Below are 16,281 nucleotides of genomic sequence, written 5' to 3' on the forward strand. Positions count from 1 at the left end.
CCGCTCGAGGTCCGACAGCAGCGAGCGGTACCGGTCGGCGAGGGAGTTGGGGTCGCCCTTGCGGCCTCTGCGACCGACATGCTCGGTGACCCCGTTGTCGACGGTGAGGGCGATCAGATCGTTGATGTCGGAGGTCGTGGCCGGCCTGACTCGCAGGTTACCTCTCGACACATCCGCTCCCGATCTCGTCGTGATCACCGATGCGGGGCGGCTTGTTCAGTTGTCCACCCCGCACGCACCCTAGCGCGCGCGAGCGCGGCACGACAGGGCAACGTCGGGTATTGCCCGCCACGAAACTGCCCGTCACCGCCTGCGTCACCGACGGTGATCAAACACCCGGTTGGGAGCCCTCCCAGCTGGTGACGCAGGCGGTCAAACGGCACATCGGTCCTAGACCGCGATCTCCTCACCGAGGTAGGCGGCCCGCACCCGGTCGTCGGCCAGCAGGTCCTTGCCGGTGCCGGTGAGCACGATCTCGCCGGTCTCCAGCACGTAGCCGCGGTTGGCCAGCGACAGCGCCTGCGCCGCGTTCTGCTCGACGATCAGCACCGTCACGCCGCTGGCGTTGATGTCGCGGACGATGTCGAAGATCTGCTTCACGATCAGCGGCGCCAGACCCATCGACGGCTCGTCCAGCAGCAGCAGCCTGGGCTTGCCCATCAGCGCCCGGCCGATGGCGAGCATCTGCTGCTCACCGCCCGACAGGGTGCCGGCCGGCTGCTTGATCCGCTCACGCAGCCGGGGAAAGATCTCCAGGACGTGCTCGAAGACCTGCATGTCCGGCCGCTTGAACCGGAAGGCGCCCATCTCCAGGTTCTCGTGCACGGTCATCCGGGGGAACACCCGGCGGCCCTCGGGCACGTGGCAGATGCCCATGCTGATCAGGTGGTGGGCGGGAATGCCGTCCACCCGCTCACCCTCGAACACGATCTCCCCGAGGGCCGGTCGCAGCATGCCCGACACCGTCTTCTGGGTGGTGGTCTTTCCCGCGCCGTTGGCGCCGAGCAGGGCCACCACCTCGCCCTCGTTGACCTCGAAGCTGACTCCCTTGAGGGCCCTGATCGCCCCGTAGCGCACCTCGATGTCATCGACCTTCAGCAGTGGCTCGCTCACGTCGGCAGTCCCCCTCTGTCGTGGCTGGCATGGCCGTCGTGTTCGGCTGGCTCCGACGACTGCCCGACCAGCTCGTCCAGCGGCACCGCGGTGTCGATCCGGTGCAGCTCGGGCTGGCTCAGATCGCTCTCGGCGACCTCGTCGGCCGGCGTCCCCAGGTAGGCGGCCACCACCTCCGGGTTGCGCTGGATCTGCTCGGGCGAGCCCTCGGCGATCTTCTGCCCGAAGTTCAGCACGATGATCCGGTGCGCGATCGACATCACCAGCTTCATGTCGTGCTCGATCAGCAGCACGCTGACGTTGTCATCGACGTTGATGCTCTGGATCAGAGTGGCGAGCTCCCGCTTCTCCGCCGGGTTGGTGCCGGCGGCCGGCTCGTCCAGCAGGATCACCCCGGGCGAGGTGCCCAGCGCCCGGGCGATCTCGAGCCGGCGCTGCTCGCCGTAGGCCAGCGAGCCCGCGATGTCGTTGGCGCGCCGTTCCAGGCCGACCCGGTGCAGCAGCCGGTAGGCGGCCTCGGTGCTCTCCCGCTCCTCCCGGCGCTGCCTCGGCAGCCCCAGCATCGCCGAGATGGACCCGGACTTCTGGCGGGTCTCGATGCCGACCTTGACGTTCTCCAACGCCGTCAGCGCCGGGAACAGCCGGATGTTCTGGAACGTCCGGGCCACTCCCAGCCGGTTGACCAGGTGGGTCTTGAGGCCGATCACGCTGGTCGGCGAGTCGCCCTCCCGGGCCCGGACCTCGATGCTGCCGTCCTGCGGTGTGTAGACGCCGGTCAGGGAGTTGAACAGCGAGGTCTTGCCCGCCCCGTTCGGCCCGATCACCGCCAGGATCTCGCCGCGGTACATCTGCAGCGACACGTTGTTCAGGCTGGTCACACCGCCGAAGCGCAGGGTCACGTCCCGGACGTCGAAGACGACGTCGGGACCGGTGGTGGACGGCTCGGACGTGGCCGAGTCATTCATGGCCGTCGACGTCATCGCGCGGCCCCCTCGTGGATCGGAACGTCGCGCGCTTCCAGGCTCTGTCTCTGTTCGGGCAGCCCGGACAGCTCGACCGCTCGACGACGGGCCGGTATCAGGCCACCGGGACGGAAGATCATCATCAGCAGCACCACGGCGCCGATCCACATCTGCCGGTCCGCCGCGGGAACCTGGTCCTTGAGGAACTCCGGCAACCAGGTCAGCAGCGCCGCGCCGGCGATCGCGCCGGGCAGCGAGCCCATGCCGCCGAACACCACGTAGGCGACCACCAGGATCGAGTTGTTCAGCAGGAAGTTGTCCGGCGTGAAGAACCCGACCTGGCTGGCGAAGAACACCCCGGCCACCCCGGAGGTCGAGGCGCCGATGGCGAAGGCCAGCAGCTTGATCCGGAAGGTGTTGATGCCGGTCGCCTGGGCGGCGACCTCGTCCTCGCGGATGGCGGCCCACGCGCGCCCGACCCGGGAGTGCTCCAGCCGCCGGAACGCCAGCAGCACCACCAGCACGAACACCATCAACAGGTACCAGTACTGCAACTGGTTCAGGCCCCAGGTGATCGACACCGGGCCGAGGTCGATCACCGGGTGCGGCACCTGGGTCGACGGGCCCTGGCTGCCGTTGGTCACCCGGTCGCCGTTGACCGCGACGATCCGGATGATCTCACCGAAGCCGAGGGTCACGATCGCCAGGTAGTCACCGCGCAACCGCAGGGTCGGCGCGCCCAGGGCCAGACCGGCCAGCAGGCAGATCACCACCGCGAACGGGATGGCCAGCAGCGGGCTCATGTGCAGCCAGGACGGCGGCTTCACCGGCAGCGAGCCCACCAGGTAGGCCGTGGTGTAGGAGCCGATGGCGTAGAAGGCGATGAATCCCAGGTCCAGCAGGCCCGCCCAGCCGACCACCACGTTCAGGCCGATCGCCAGCAGGACGTAGATGCCTATCTGCGACACCAGCACCGACTGCCAGAACCCGTTGGCGGTCGGCGGGTAGAACAGCGCCACCGCGATCGCGAGCATGATGCCGCTGCGCACCGCGCCGGGCGCGGTGAGGAATGCCCCGCTCGCCGAGCGGCCGGAGGCCACGGCGTCGGAGTCGACCTCGGCCGTCCGCCCGGCGAACCGAGGGGCGGTCGCGGCGATGTAGCCGCCGGCGCCGATCAGGAAGAGCGCCGCCGCGGTCATCCAGCCACCGGCGCCGAGGTTCTGCCACGGGCCTTCCGCGCCGTCCACCCCGCGGCGGGCTGCCAGCGAGCTGATCCGGTACAGGGTCAGGATGGTGAGCACCACGCCCACCCCGCCCACCGCGGCGCCGGCCCAGCCCAGCGTCCGGTTCCGCAGGTACGTCGCCGCCCCGCTGAGCGCCAGGCTGGCCGCGAACAGCGCCCAGCCGAGCCAGAGCAGGTACTGCGACGCGATCGGCGCCAGGCCGGTGCCCTTGAACAGGTTGTTGGTGTCGATGAGGGTGGCGTTGTAGTTCTGCGGCGAGAACCAGGCCGAGGAGGTCATCGAGATGAGCCCCAGCACGGCGCCGATCAGCACCAGCGGCAGCCCGGGACGCCAGCCGAGCACCCGGTTCACCGCCCGCTGGGAGTTGGCGACCTGCTCGTGCGACATCGCGACCACCAGGCCGGCCGTCATCAGCACCAGGTAGCCGACGATGCAGACGTAGACGCCCAGCGAATGGTCGGCGCCACCGGCCCGATTCACCACGGCCCCGTGTGCGATGAAGGCGATCACGGCGGCGACGACGCTGAGCGCCGCCGCGGCCCAGCCGAAGTTGCGGATGCCGGTCACGATCGCCGCGCCGATCAGCAGGACGATCACCACCAGCTGCGCCCAGGCCAGGCCGCCGAAGAAGGTGGCGGCGAGCGAGGAGATCCCGTTGGTGTTGGCCACGGCGTTGGCCACCGTGCCGAACTTGGCGTCACCGACCTGGTCGGCCCAGTGCATCAGGGTCTGGGCCGCGATCACCGTCAAGGTGCCGGCGATCAGCGGCCAGACGCCGGGCCGGGCCAGGAACGGCACCACCTTGGGCCAGAAGCTGATCGCCAGGAACGCGACCACGCCGAGCGCCAGGAACACCAGCACCCGGGGCGAGAACAGGGCGTGGTTGATGACGAACCAGAAGTTGCCGAAGCTGCCTTCCTGCGGTCCCCACATCAGCGACAGCACCAGCGCGCCGGCCAGGCAGGCGGCCAGCCTGCCGAGCAGGTCGGACGGCCGGGTCATGCCGCACGCCCCAGACGCTCGCCGAGGATCCCGGTCGGACGGAACATGAGCACCAGCACGAGCACAACGAATGCCACCACGTCAGTCCATTTCGTGTCGATGTTGATCAGGGGCACCAGGTTTTCGACGATACCCAGCAGCAGGCCACCGATCATGGCTCCGCGAATGTTGCCGATACCGCCCAGCACCGCCGCGGCGAACGCCTTGACGCCGGGGATGAATCCCATGGTGTTGCCGAAGCTGAAGTTGAGCCCGAACAGGAAACCGGCGGCGCCGCCGAGCAGGCCGCCGATGACGAACGTGCGGGAGATGGTCTTGTCGATGTCGATGCCCATCAGCGCCGCGGTCGGGGCGTCCTCGGAGATGGCGCGGATGCTGCGCCCGAGCTTGGTGACCGTGACCAGCCGGTCGAGGAAGATCATCATGACGATCGCCGAGACGATGATCACGATCTGCAGAACCCGGACCTCGGCCCCGAACGGCTTGAAGATCACCGCGTTCTGGTCGAAGAATTCCGGGAAGCTGTTGGAGGTCAGCCTGCCGAACAGCTTGCCGAAGAGCTGGGAGAGGAAGAACGACGCCCCGATCGCGCTGATCAGGAAGGCCAGCTTCGGCGCTCCCCGCTTGCGCAGCGGCCGGTAGGCGACCCGTTCCAGCGCCCAGGCGATGACGGCGGCGGTGACCGCGCCGGCGAGGATTCCCGCGATCAGGACGAACGGCACCGACCAGGACGGGGTGTTCTTACCATCGCCGACTATCAGGTGGACGATCGCGTAGCTGCCGAAGGCGCCGGACATGAACACCTCGCTGTGCGCGAAGTTGATCAGTTGGAGCACTCCGTACACGAGGGTGTAGCCCAAGGCGATCAGGGCGTACATCGATCCGCGGGTGAGCCCGAGGATCAGGTAGTTCATGAAGTCGGTCACGCTTCATACCTTCCGGCAGGACGACGGGATGGTCATGCAAACTCACAGATGAGGGGCGCGCCATCCGGCTGAGCCGAAATTCTCGCGCCCCTCATCCGGGGTTACTGCCTTAGCGAACTAGCTGGTTCAGGGCTGGTCCTGAATCTTGCCCAGCATCACGATCTTGCCGTCCTTCTGCTGGTACAGGTTCACCGTCGCGGCGGCCACCTCACCGTTGGGCGCGAACTTCACCTGGGTGGTGATGCCCTTGTAGTCGAGGTTGTTGATCTCCTCGGCCACCGCCTTGCGGGTCGGGGTGCCCTTCTTCACGGCCGCCTTGACCGCCTCGATCAGGGCGTTGGTGGCGTCGAAGCACTCCGGGGAGTAGGTCGACGGCGGGGTGTTGAACATCTTCTCGTAGGCCGCGGCGAACTCCTTGGCCTCCGGCGCGGTGGTGGCGTCCTGGCAACCGCAGGAGAAGTACCAGCCGTTGCCGGCAGCGCCGGAGCCGCTGGTGAACACCGAGGACTTGCCACCGTTACCGGTCATCTTCAGGCCCTTGAAGCCCGAGGCGACCAGCGCCTTGGCGAACAGCGCCGCCTGGGCGTCGTAGCCCCCGTAGAACAGCGCCTGGGCGCCGGAGGCGGTCACCTTCTGCGCGATGGCGCCGTAGTCCTGGGTGTTCTGAGCCACACCCTGGCGAAGGACCGTGACGCCCTTCTCCTTCATGACCTTGTCGACGACGTCGCCGACACCCTTGCCGTAGGTGGTGGTGTCATCGACGACGAACACCTTCTTGAACTTCTTGGCCAGCCACTCCGCGGCCTGGGTGCCCTCGACCCCGTCGGTCGGGACCACCCGGTGGAAGGTGGTGAAGCCGGACGAGGTCAGGGTGGCGTTGGTCGCCGAGCCGCTGATCAGGCCCATGTTGGCGGCCGCGTAGGTCTTGCCGGTGGCCGAGGTGGGGCCGGAGAAGGCAGGGCCGACCACGCCGAGGACGGCGGGGTCCTGGATCAGCTTGGCAGCCGCGGCGGGCGCCTTGTCCGCGGTGCCGACGTCGTCGGACTCGACCAGCTCGAGCTTGAAGCCGAGGTCGCCCTTGGCGTTGGCCTGCGCGACGGCCAGCCGGCTGCCGTTGGCCTCGTTGATGCCGAGCTGCTGGTTGTCACCGGACAGCGGACCCTGCCAGCCGATCTTGTAGGTCTTGTTGGCGTTGGTGTTGCCGCTGCTGTTGTTGCCGCCCGGGTTCAGGCCACCTGAGTTGTTGTCATTGTTGCTGTCGTTGGAGCAGGCGCTGAGCGCCATGACCCCCACTACGCCGATAACGGCGACCTTCGCCAGGGAACTAGTCCGCACTGACGTCTCCTCCTCATTCCTCGTTGCCTCGATTAGGCCGTGATGGTGTTTCGTGTGGACGCTACGAGCCCGCGCTGCGCAGTACAGGGCTCGTGACGGTGCACGCTAGCCTGAGTTTTGTCGCCGATGGATGGCATCCGTATTAACAGGCGTAGGTCGTAATCAAATCGCGTCCCACCGGGTTCTTACATTTGACAAAAGTTCGGACATACAACACCGGGGTTGTCACGGGTCGACTACTCAGCGGTACGAAAGCGCCCATCCCGGTCAGCGGTGCCCCGTTTCGGTGAGCACCACCTCCGCGACCGTGCGCATCGAGGTGCGTTTGTCCATCGCGGCCCGCTGGATCCAGCGGAAGGCCTCGGGCTCGGACAGCCGGTGCTCGGCCATCAGCACGCCCTTGGCGCGCTCGATCAGCTTGCGGGCCTCCAGCCGGTCCTGCAGGCCCGACACCTCGGCCTCCAGCGCCTTGATCTCGGCGAACCGGCTGGTGGCCATCTCGATCGCCGGCAGCAGGTCGCGCTTGTGGAACGGCTTGACCAGGTAGGCCATGGCGCCCGCGTCGCGGGCCCGCTCGATCAGGTCCCGCTGGCTGAAGGCGGTCAGGATCACCACCGGGGCGATCCGGGCGGCGGCGATCTGGCCGGCGGCGGTGATCCCGTCCATCTTCGGCATCTTGACGTCGCAGATGACCACGTCCGGATGCAGCTCGGTGGCCAGCTGGACGGCCTTCTCGCCGTCGGCTGCCTCGCCGACGACCTCGAAGCCCTCTTCCTGCAGCATCTCGCGCAGGTCGAGCCGGATCAGCGCCTCGTCCTCGGCGATCAGCACCCGCCGGGCGACGGGCTGTTCACGGGATGGCGCCTGCTCGCTCACGACAGCGTCCTGCTTTCAGCCGGTTCTTCTCCAGGCAACCACGGTGGGATGCGCGGCTGCACAGTGCTGAGCCTATCCGGATAGACTTCCGTCCGGCTCAAGCCCCTGTGATGGAATGGCAGACATGGTGGACTCAAAATCCATTGCCGCAAGGCGTGTGGGTTCAAATCCCACCGGGGGCACCGACCGGGGCGGCTGTCGGCGACGCCGCCGGGCTTGGTGGACCGGCCGGGCTTGCGCCCGGTGACCGGGCACATGGGCCCGGAGGAGTTCCGCCGGCACGGCCGCGAGGTCATCGACTGGATCGCCGACTACTACCAGCGCCTGGAGTCCCTGCCGGTGCTCTCCCGGGTCGCTCCCGGTGAGGTGCGGGCCGGCCTGCCGGCCGAGCCGCCGGCTGCCGGCCAGGGCTTCGACGGGGTGCTGGCCGACCTGGACTCGGTGATCCTGCCGGGGCTCACGCACTGGCAGCACCCGTCCTTCTTCGCCTTCTTCCCGGCCAGCGCCACCGGCCCCTCGATCCTGGGGGACCTGCTGGCCTCGGGCCTGGGCGTGCAGGGGATGCTGTGGGCCACCTCGCCGGCGGCCACCGAGCTCGAGACCCTGATGCTGGACTGGCTGGCCCAGCTGCTGGACCTGCCGGCCGGCTTCCGGTCGGAGTCGGCCGGCGGCGGGGTGATCCAGCACTCGGCCTCCGACGCGGCGCTGGTGGCGCTGGTGGCCGCCCTGCACCGGGCCAGCGCGGGCGCCACCGAGACCGACGGCGTCGGCGCCGGCCGGTTCAGCGTCTACACCTCCGCCCAGACCCACTCCTCGGTCGAGAAGGCCTGCCGGATCGCCGGCATCGGCACCGCGGCGCTGCGCAAGCTGGACGTGGACCCGGCGACGCTGGCGGCCCGGCCGGCGCACCTGGCAAAGCTGCTGGCCGCCGACGTCGCAGCCGGCCGGACGCCGGCGCTGGTGGTGGCCTCGGTGGGCGCGACCGGCACCGGCGCGCTGGACCCGGTGGCCGAGCTGGCCGAGCTCGCGCACCGCTACGGCGCCTGGCTGCACGTGGACGCCGCCTGGGCCGGGGTGGCCGCGGTCTGTGAGGAGCTGCGCTGGATCAACGCCGGCGTCGAACGGGCCGATTCCTACTGCACCAACCCGCACAAGTGGCTGCTGACCAACTTCGACTGCACCGCGTTCTGGGTCGCCGACCGGGCCGCCCTGATCGGGGCGCTGTCGATCCTGCCGGAGTACCTGCGCAACGCCGCCACCGAGTCCGGCGAGGTGTTCGACTACCGGGACTGGCAGGTGCCGCTGGGCCGGCGGTTCCGGGCGCTGAAGCTGTGGACGGTGCTGCGCTGGTACGGCGCCGACGGCCTGCAGGCCCACATCCGCGGGCATGTGGCGCTCGCGCAGGAGTTCGCGTCCTGGGTCGCGGCCGATAACCGGTTCGAGCTGCTGGCGCCGCACCCGCTGGCGCTGGTCACCTTCGCATCGCGCGAGGGTGACCAGGCCACCAGAGAGCTGCTGCAGGCGGTCAACGCCTCCGGTGAGGCCTACCTGACCCACACCCTGGTCGACGGCCGGTTCGCGATCCGGATGGCGATCGGCTCGGTGCTGACCGAGCGCCGGCACGTCGAGGCGGCCTGGAAGGCGATCACCAGCCGGGCCGCTCAGCCCGGGCAGGGCGGCAACAGCGTCCGGGTCGGGTAGGACGGCTCAGGCGTTCGGGAGCCGGATCATGCCTTCCTGGGTGACGCTGGCAACCAGCCGGCCGTCCCGGGAGTAGAACTGCCCGGTGGCCAGCCCGCGCCCGCCGGAGGCCGACGGCGAGGACGAGACGTAGAGCAGCCAGTCGTCGGCACGGAACGGGCGGTGGAACCACATCGCGTGATCCAGCGACGCCATGCTGATCGGGTCCAGCCGGGCGGCCAGGCCATGGTGGATCAGCACCGAGTCCAGCAGGTTCATGTCCGAGGCGAAGGTCACCACGCAGATGTGCAGCAGCGGGTCGTCGGGCAGCGTGCCGTCGGCCTTGAGCCAGATCCGGTGCGGCTGGCTCTCCCGCGGCCCCTGCACGCGCTGCACCCACGGCGGGTCATCGACGTAGCGGACGTCGAAGGCCTGCGGGATCTGGCGCATCACCGCCCACAGGTCGTCGTAGCCCTCGTACCGTTCGGCCAGCGTCGGCAACTCCTCCGGCGCGGGCGCCGGCGGCATCGTCGCCTGATGGTCGATGCCGCCCTGGGGCAGCTGGAAGGATGCCGACAGGGTGAAGATCGGCTGGCCGTGCTGGATCGCCAGCACCCGGCGCACCGAGAACGACCGGCCGTCGCGGATCCGCTCGACGGTGTAGATGATCGGGATCGACGGATCGCCGGGCCGGATGAAGTAGGAGTGCAGCGAGTGCACCAGCCGGTCGGTGTCCACGGTGCGGCCGGCCGCGACCAGCGCCTGGCCGGCGACCTGGCCGCCGAAGACCCGCTGCAACGCGATCTTCGGGCTGATGCCGCGGAAGATGTCGGTCTCGATGGCCTCCAGGTCGAGCAGGCCGACCAGCCCATCGACCACCGGTTGGCCGCGCAGCCACTCGGCGCCGGGAACGACCTCGAGGTCGGGCTCAGCGGTCACGTTGCAGGATGCCTCCGATGTGATGGACCCGGACGGTGTTGGTGGTGCCGGGCGTCGACGGCGGGGTCCCCGCCACGATCACGACCAGGTCGTCGGGACGGCAGACCCGCTGGGCCAGCAACGCCGAGTCGACCTGGCGGACCATCTCGTCGGTGGTCTGCACCGTCCACACCAGGTGCGCCTGGACGCCCCAGGACAGCGCCAGCTGCCGGCGCACCGTCTCCTCCGGGGTGAACGCCAGCACCGCGCACCGGGCATGCAGCCGGGCCAGCCGGCGGGCGGTGTCCCCGCTCTGGGTGAAGGCCACCAGGGCGGTGGCGCCGAGTGACTCGCCGATGTCCTTGGCGGCCTTGGCGATCACGCCGCCGGGGGTGCGCGGGTCGTGCAGCAGGGCGGCCACCTCGACGGTGGACTGCTCCACCGAGGTGATGATCCGGGACATGGTGGCCACCGCCTGCACCGGATAGGTGCCGACGCTGGTCTCGCCCGAGAGCATCACCGCATCGGCGCCGTCGAGCACGGCGTTGGCCACGTCCGAGGCCTCGGCGCGGGTCGGGCGGGAGTGGCTGATCATCGACTCCAGCATCTGGGTCGCCACGATCACCGGCTTGGCGTTGTCGCGGCAGATCGCGATGGCCCGCTTCTGCACCATCGGCACCTGCTCCAGCGGCAGTTCCACGCCCAGGTCGCCCCGGGCCACCATCACGCCGTCGAAGGCCAGCGCGATCTCGACCAGCCGGTCCACGGCCTCCGGCTTCTCGATCTTGGCGATCACCGGACGGCGGACGCCGACCCGGTCCATCACCTCGTGCACCAGCTTGATGTCATCCGGGGACCGGACGAAGGACAGCGCCACCCAGTCCACGCCCAGGGTCAGCGCGAACTCCAGGTCGCTGATGTCCTTCTCGCTCAGCGCGGGCACGCTGACGGCGACCCCGGGCAGCGACAGGCCCTTGTTGTTGCTGACCATGCCGCCTTCGCTGACGTCGCACACCACGTCGGTGCCGTTCTCGATGGCCACCGCGACCAGCGCCACGTTGCCGTCGTCGACCAGCAGCTTGTCGCCGGGACGGACGTCCTGGGCCAGCTGCTTGTAGGTGGTCGACACCCGGTCGTGGTCGCCCTCGATGTCCTCGACGGTGATCCGGACCCGCTCGCCGGTCGCCCACATCACCGGGCCGTCGGCGAACCTGCCCAGCCGGATCTTCGGGCCCTGCAGGTCGGCCAGGGTGGCGACGTTGCGGCCGGCGGCCTTGGCAGCCTCGCGGACCCCGTGGAACCGGCCGGCGTGGTCGCGATGCTCGCCGTGGCTGAAGTTGAGCCGGGCCACGTCCATCCCCGCCTCCACCAGGGCCCGGGTCCGTTCGGGTGCATCGGTGGCGGGACCGAGGGTGCAGACAATCTTTGCGCGGCGTGTCACTCCTCCCACCTTAACCGCTCCGGCTGCCCGCGATAAGCCAGCTGGCAGCCCGGCGCCCGCTCATCCGCCGGTGCCCCTCATCCGCCGGTGCCCCTCATCAGCCCGGCGCCGCTCATCAGCCCGGCGCCCGCCCACCAGCGCGGTGTCGCTCATCAGCTGCGGGCAGCGGCCATCACGGCCTCGTCGACGTCCTCCCCGGCCGCCCGGGCCCGGCTGGTGGCCTGCAGCACCCGCTTGTAATCACGGGGCATGATCACCGAGAACCGGCGGAGCGCGCGGCTGAAGTCGAGCAGCAGCTCCTTGGCCACCGTCGAGCCGGTCAGCCGCAGGTGCGTGCGCAGGATCGCGGCCAGCGCGTCGCCGTGCTGTGCGGTCATCGGCTCGATGTCCACCAGCTCCGGGTTCACCCGGTCGGAGTCCAGATCGAGGACGTAGGCGATGCCGCCGGACATCCCCGCCCCCAGGTTCCGTCCGGTCGGGCCGAGGATCACCGCGGTGCCGCCGGTCATGTACTCCAGCGCGTGGTCGCCGGCGCCCTCGGTGACCGCGGTCGCCCCGGAGTTGCGGACGCAGAACCGCTCGCCGACGACGCCCCGCAGGTACAGCTGCCCGGAGGTGGCGCCGTAGCCGATCACGTTGCCGGCGATCACGTTCCGCTCGGCTGCGAACGGCGACCGCTCGTCCGGGCGCAGCGCGATCACGCCACCGGACAGGCCCTTGCCGACGTAGTCGTTGGCGTCGCCGAAGAGCTTGATGAGGATGCCGGCGGGCAGGAACGCGCCGAGGGACTGCCCGGCCGAGCCGTGCAGCGTGATGTCGATGGTGCCCAGTGGCAAGCCCTCGGCCCCGTACCGGCGGGTCACCAGCGACCCGAGCATGGTGCCGACCGTCCGGTTGACGTTGCGCACCGGCAGCTCCAGCTTCACCGGCCGGCCGTCGAGCAGCGCGCCCTCGCACAGCTGGATCAGGGTGTTGTCCAGCGCCGCGTCCAGGCCGTGCTCCTGCTCGACCCGCTTGGTGAGCGCGGTGCCGTGGAACGGCTCGGGCACCATCAGCAGCGGCGCCAGGTCCAGGCCGTCGGCCTTCCAGTGCTCGATGGCGGCCCGGGTGTCCAGCAGCTCGGCGTGCCCGATGACCTCCTCCAGCGTCCGGAACCCGAGCTCGGCCAGCAGCTCGCGGACCTGCTCGGCGATGTACTCGAAGAAGGTCACCACGAACTCGGGCCTGCCGGTGAACCTGGCCCGCAGCTCCGGGTTCTGGGTCGCGACCCCGACCGGGCAGGTGTCGAGGTGGCAGACCCGCATCATGATGCAGCCGGAGACCACCAGCGGCGCGGTCGCGAAACCGTACTCCTCAGCGCCCAGCAGCGCCGCGATCAGCACGTCCCGGCCGGTCTTCATCGCCCCGTCCACCTGGACGGTGATCCGGTCCCGCAGGCCGTTGAGCAGCAGGGTCTGCTGGGTCTCGGCCAGGCCCAGCTCCCAGGGCATGCCGGCGTGCTTGAGCGAGGTGAGCGGCGCCGCCCCGGTGCCGCCGTCGTGGCCGGAGATCAGCACCACGTCGGCGTGCGCCTTGGCGACCCCGGCCGCCACCGTGCCCACCCCGGCCTCGGCCACCAGCTTCACGTGCACCCGGGCCGCGGAGTTGGCGTTCTTCAGGTCGTGGATCAGCTGCGCCAGGTCCTCGATCGAGTAGATGTCGTGGTGCGGCGGCGGCGAGATCAGGCCCACGCCGGGCGTCGAATGCCGGGTGCGGGCGATCCACGGGTACACCTTGTAACCGGGCAGCTGGCCGCCCTCGCCGGGCTTGGCGCCCTGGGAGATCTTGATCTGCAGGTCGTCGGCGTTGACCAGGTAGTGCGAGGTCACCCCGAACCGTCCGGAGGCCACCTGCTTGATGGCCGACCGGCGCAGGTCGCCGTTGGGATCGGGGGTGTAGCGGTCGGCGTCCTCGCCGCCCTCGCCGGAGTTGGACCGGGCGCCGATCCGGTTCATCGCGATCGCCAGCGTCTGGTGCGCCTCGGCCGAGATCGAGCCGTAGGACATCGCCCCGGTGGCGAACCGCTTGACTATGGACTCCACCGCCTCTACTTCAGAGATGGGCACCGGCGGGCGCTGGCCGGTGCGGAACTCGAACAGGCCGCGCAGGGTGCCGCCCTGCCGGCTCAGCCGGTCCACCTCGGCGGTGTACTCGGCGAACCGGTCGTAGCGGCGGGCCCGGGTGGCGTGCTGCAGCTTGAACACCGTGTCGGGGTTGAACAGGTGGATCTCGCCCTCGCGACGCCAGGCGTACTCGCCGCCCACCTCCAGCCGGCGGTGCGCCCGGGCGACCGGGTTGGCCGGGAACGCGCGGGCGTGCCGGGCGGCGACCTCGTCGGCCAGGGTGTCCAGGCCGATGCCGCCGAGGCTGCTGCGGGTGCCGGTGAAGTAGCTGTCGATCAGCTGGTCGGACAGCCCGAAGGCCTGGAACACCTGGGCGCCGGTGTAGGAGGCGACGGTGGAGATGCCCATCTTGGACATCACCTTCAGCACGCCCTTGGACAGCGACTTGATGTAGCGCCCGATGGCGGTCTTGGAGTCGAGGCCGGTGAGGACGCCGGTCTCGATCAGGTCGTCGATGGTCTCGAAGGCCAGGTACGGGTTCACCGCGGCGGCGCCGTAGCCGATCAGCAGCGCGACGTGGTGCACCTCGCGAGCCTCGCCGGTCTCGACCACCAGGCCGACCTTGGTGCGCTGGCCCGTCCGGACCAGGTGCCCGTGCACCGCCGAGGTCAGCAGCAGCGCGGGGATCGGCGCGTGGTCGGCGTCGCAGTCGCGGTCGGACAGGATCAGGATCCGGGCGCCGGCGGCCACCGCGGCCGAGCACTCGTCCCGGACCCGCAGCAGCGCCGCGGTCAGCGCCGGGCCGCCGCCGTGCACCCGGTACCGGCCGTCGATCAGCGCGCACTGGAAGCCCGGCAGGTCGCCGTCGGCGTTGACGTGCCAGATCTTGGCCAGGTCGTCGTTGTCGATCACCGGCCGGGGCAGCACGATCTGGCGGCACGAGGCCGCGGCCGGCTCGAGCAGGTTCTGCTCCGGGCCGATGGTGCCCGACAGCGAGGTCACCATCTCCTCCCGGATCGCGTCCAGCGGCGGGTTGGTGACCTGGGCGAACAGCTCGGTGAAGTAGTCGAACAGCAGCCGGGGACGGGTGCTCAGCACCGCCAGCGGGGTGTCGGTGCCCATCGAGCCCAGCGGCTCGGCGCCGGTGCTGGCCATCGGCTGGAGGATGACCCGCAGCTCCTCCTCGGTGTAGCCGAACAGCTGCTGGCGGCGGGTGACCGACTCGTGGGTGTGCACCACGTGCTCGCGGTCGGGCAGGGTGTCCAGGTGCAGCAGCCCGCTGTGCAGCCAGTCGCCGTACGGGTGCTCGGCGGCCAGCGCCGACTTGATCTCGTCGTCGTCGCGGATCTCGCCGGCCGCGGTGTCGACCAGGAACATCCGGCCCGGCTGCAGCCGGCCCTTGGCGACCACCGTCGCCGGGTCGAGCTCGATCACGCCGGCCTCGCTGGCCAGGATCACCAGGTCCTCGCTGGTGCGCCACCAGCGGCCCGGGCGCAGGCCGTTGCGGTCCAGGACGGCGCCGATCACCGTGCCGTCGGTGAAGCTGATGCAGGCCGGGCCGTCCCAGGGCTCCATCAGCGTGGAGTGGAAGGCGTAGAAGTCGCGGCGGGCCGGATCCATGTAGGTCGCGTTCTCCCACGCCTCCGGGATCATCATCAGCACCGCGTGCGGCAGGCTGCGCCCGCCCAGGTGCAGCAGCTCCAGCACCTCGTCGAAGGAGGCGGAGTCCGAGCCGCCGGGGGTGCAGATCGGGAACAGCCGCGCGAGGTCGGAATTCGGGCCGGCCAGCAGGTCCGAGGCCAGCAGCGACTGCCGGGCCGTCATCCAGTTGCGGTTGCCGCCGACGGTGTTGATCTCGCCGTTGTGGGCGATCAGCCGGAACGGCTGGGCCAGCGGCCAGGACGGGAAGGTGTTGGTGGAGAACCGGCTGTGCACCAGCGCGATGGCGCTGGCGAACCGCTCGTCGTGCAGGTCGGGATAGAAGGTGGCCAGCTGCGCGGTGGTGAGCATGCCCTTGTAGATCAGGGTCCGGCAGGACAGCGACGGAAAGTGCAGCTGGTCCCCAGTTTCGGCGACCTTGCGCTCGGCGACCTTGCGCAGCCCGAAGGCCATCCGGTCCAGCTCCAGGCCACTGGCCTCGCCCACGGCGGCTGATTCATCCGCCCGGGCGACGAACACCTGCTCGAAGGCCGGCATCACCTCCAGCGCGCTCGGGCCGACGCCCGTGGGGTCGACCGGCACCGGCCGCCAGCCCAGCACCCGCAGGCCCTCTGCGGCTGCGGTCTCGGCGACCACCGCCTTCACCCGGTCCCGGGCCGCCTGGCCGGTCGGCAGGAACGCGATGCCGGTGGCGTAGCTGCCCGGAGGCGGCAGCTCGATGCCGAGTTCGATGCCGGCCACCGCCCGCACGAACTCGTCCGGGATCGCGACGGTGATGCCGGCGCCGTCCCCGCTCTCGGGCTCGGCGCCGGCCGCGCCACGGTGGTCCATGTTGTGCAGCGCCGTCAGGGCGGTGCTGATCAGCGAGTGGCTGGGTCGGCCGCGGAGATCGGCAAGGCAGGCCACTCCACAGGAGTCGGTCTCGTTGCGCGGGTCGTACAGGCCCTGCGCGGCGGGCACTGCGGAGAATTGCACGCGTGCTCCCCTCGTCCGGGGCCGCCAGCGCGCTGGGGCCCTCTGCTG

At 70.1% G+C, this 16,281-nt stretch carries 10 protein-coding genes and 1 tRNA gene; 2 read left to right on the forward strand and 9 right to left on the reverse strand.

Features of this window, described 5'->3' with window-relative positions; genetic code table 11:
• Positions 1-390: 390 nt before the first annotated feature.
• The 6 genes from VF612_RS17280 to VF612_RS17305 all read right to left on the reverse strand — a co-directional run bounded on the left by VF612_RS17280 (position 391) and on the right by VF612_RS17305 (position 7,458).
• Positions 391-1,113, reverse strand: coding sequence for an ABC transporter ATP-binding protein (locus VF612_RS17280; RefSeq protein ID WP_408661095.1), 723 nt, complete (start codon positions 1,111-1,113; stop codon positions 391-393).
• Entirely contained in the window at positions 1,110-2,093 is a 984-nt protein-coding gene (locus VF612_RS17285) for an ABC transporter ATP-binding protein (RefSeq protein ID WP_408661096.1), read from the reverse strand. The genes VF612_RS17280 and VF612_RS17285 overlap by 4 nt, the downstream gene beginning before the upstream one ends.
• On the reverse strand, positions 2,090-4,321 hold the full coding sequence (locus VF612_RS17290) for a branched-chain amino acid ABC transporter permease (RefSeq protein WP_408661097.1): 2,232 nt from the start codon (positions 4,319-4,321) through the stop codon (positions 2,090-2,092). The genes VF612_RS17285 and VF612_RS17290 overlap by 4 nt, the downstream gene beginning before the upstream one ends.
• Positions 4,318-5,235, reverse strand: a complete 918-nt coding sequence (locus VF612_RS17295) for a branched-chain amino acid ABC transporter permease (protein ID WP_408661120.1) — start codon at positions 5,233-5,235, stop codon at positions 4,318-4,320. The genes VF612_RS17290 and VF612_RS17295 overlap by 4 nt, the downstream gene beginning before the upstream one ends.
• Positions 5,236-5,373: 138 nt before the next feature.
• Positions 5,374-6,582, reverse strand: coding sequence for a branched-chain amino acid ABC transporter substrate-binding protein (locus VF612_RS17300; protein ID WP_408661098.1), 1,209 nt, complete (start codon positions 6,580-6,582; stop codon positions 5,374-5,376).
• 267 nt (positions 6,583-6,849) lie between these two features.
• Positions 6,850-7,458, reverse strand: coding sequence for an ANTAR domain-containing response regulator (locus tag VF612_RS17305; protein ID WP_408661099.1), 609 nt, complete (start codon positions 7,456-7,458; stop codon positions 6,850-6,852).
• 101 nt (positions 7,459-7,559) lie between these two features.
• Here VF612_RS17305 and VF612_RS17310 point away from each other — a divergent pair.
• Both VF612_RS17310 and VF612_RS17315 read left to right on the forward strand, forming a co-directional pair.
• Positions 7,560-7,640 (forward strand) — tRNA-Leu (locus tag VF612_RS17310).
• A 73-nt stretch (positions 7,641-7,713) separates the two neighbouring features.
• Positions 7,714-9,159 carry an aminotransferase class V-fold PLP-dependent enzyme gene (locus tag VF612_RS17315; RefSeq protein ID WP_408661121.1) on the forward strand — a complete coding sequence of 482 codons (1,446 nt, stop codon included), beginning with the start codon at positions 7,714-7,716 and terminating at the stop codon, positions 9,157-9,159.
• 6 nt (positions 9,160-9,165) lie between these two features.
• On the opposite strand, the gene tesB is transcribed toward VF612_RS17315, so the two are convergent.
• From tesB to gltB, 3 genes are all read right to left on the reverse strand, one after another.
• Entirely contained in the window at positions 9,166-10,077 is a 912-nt protein-coding gene (gene tesB / locus VF612_RS17320; RefSeq protein ID WP_408661100.1) for an acyl-CoA thioesterase II, read from the reverse strand.
• Positions 10,067-11,497, reverse strand: coding sequence for a pyruvate kinase (pyk, locus tag VF612_RS17325; RefSeq protein ID WP_408661101.1), 1,431 nt, complete (start codon positions 11,495-11,497; stop codon positions 10,067-10,069). The genes tesB and pyk overlap by 11 nt, the downstream gene beginning before the upstream one ends.
• Before the next feature lie 152 nt (positions 11,498-11,649).
• Positions 11,650-16,233, reverse strand: coding sequence for a glutamate synthase large subunit (gltB, locus tag VF612_RS17330; protein ID WP_408661102.1), 4,584 nt, complete (start codon positions 16,231-16,233; stop codon positions 11,650-11,652).
• Positions 16,234-16,281 lie beyond the last annotated feature (48 nt).

The organism is Jatrophihabitans sp. (assembly GCF_036388195.1).
Lineage (GTDB): Bacteria > Actinomycetota > Actinomycetes > Mycobacteriales > Jatrophihabitantaceae > Jatrophihabitans_A.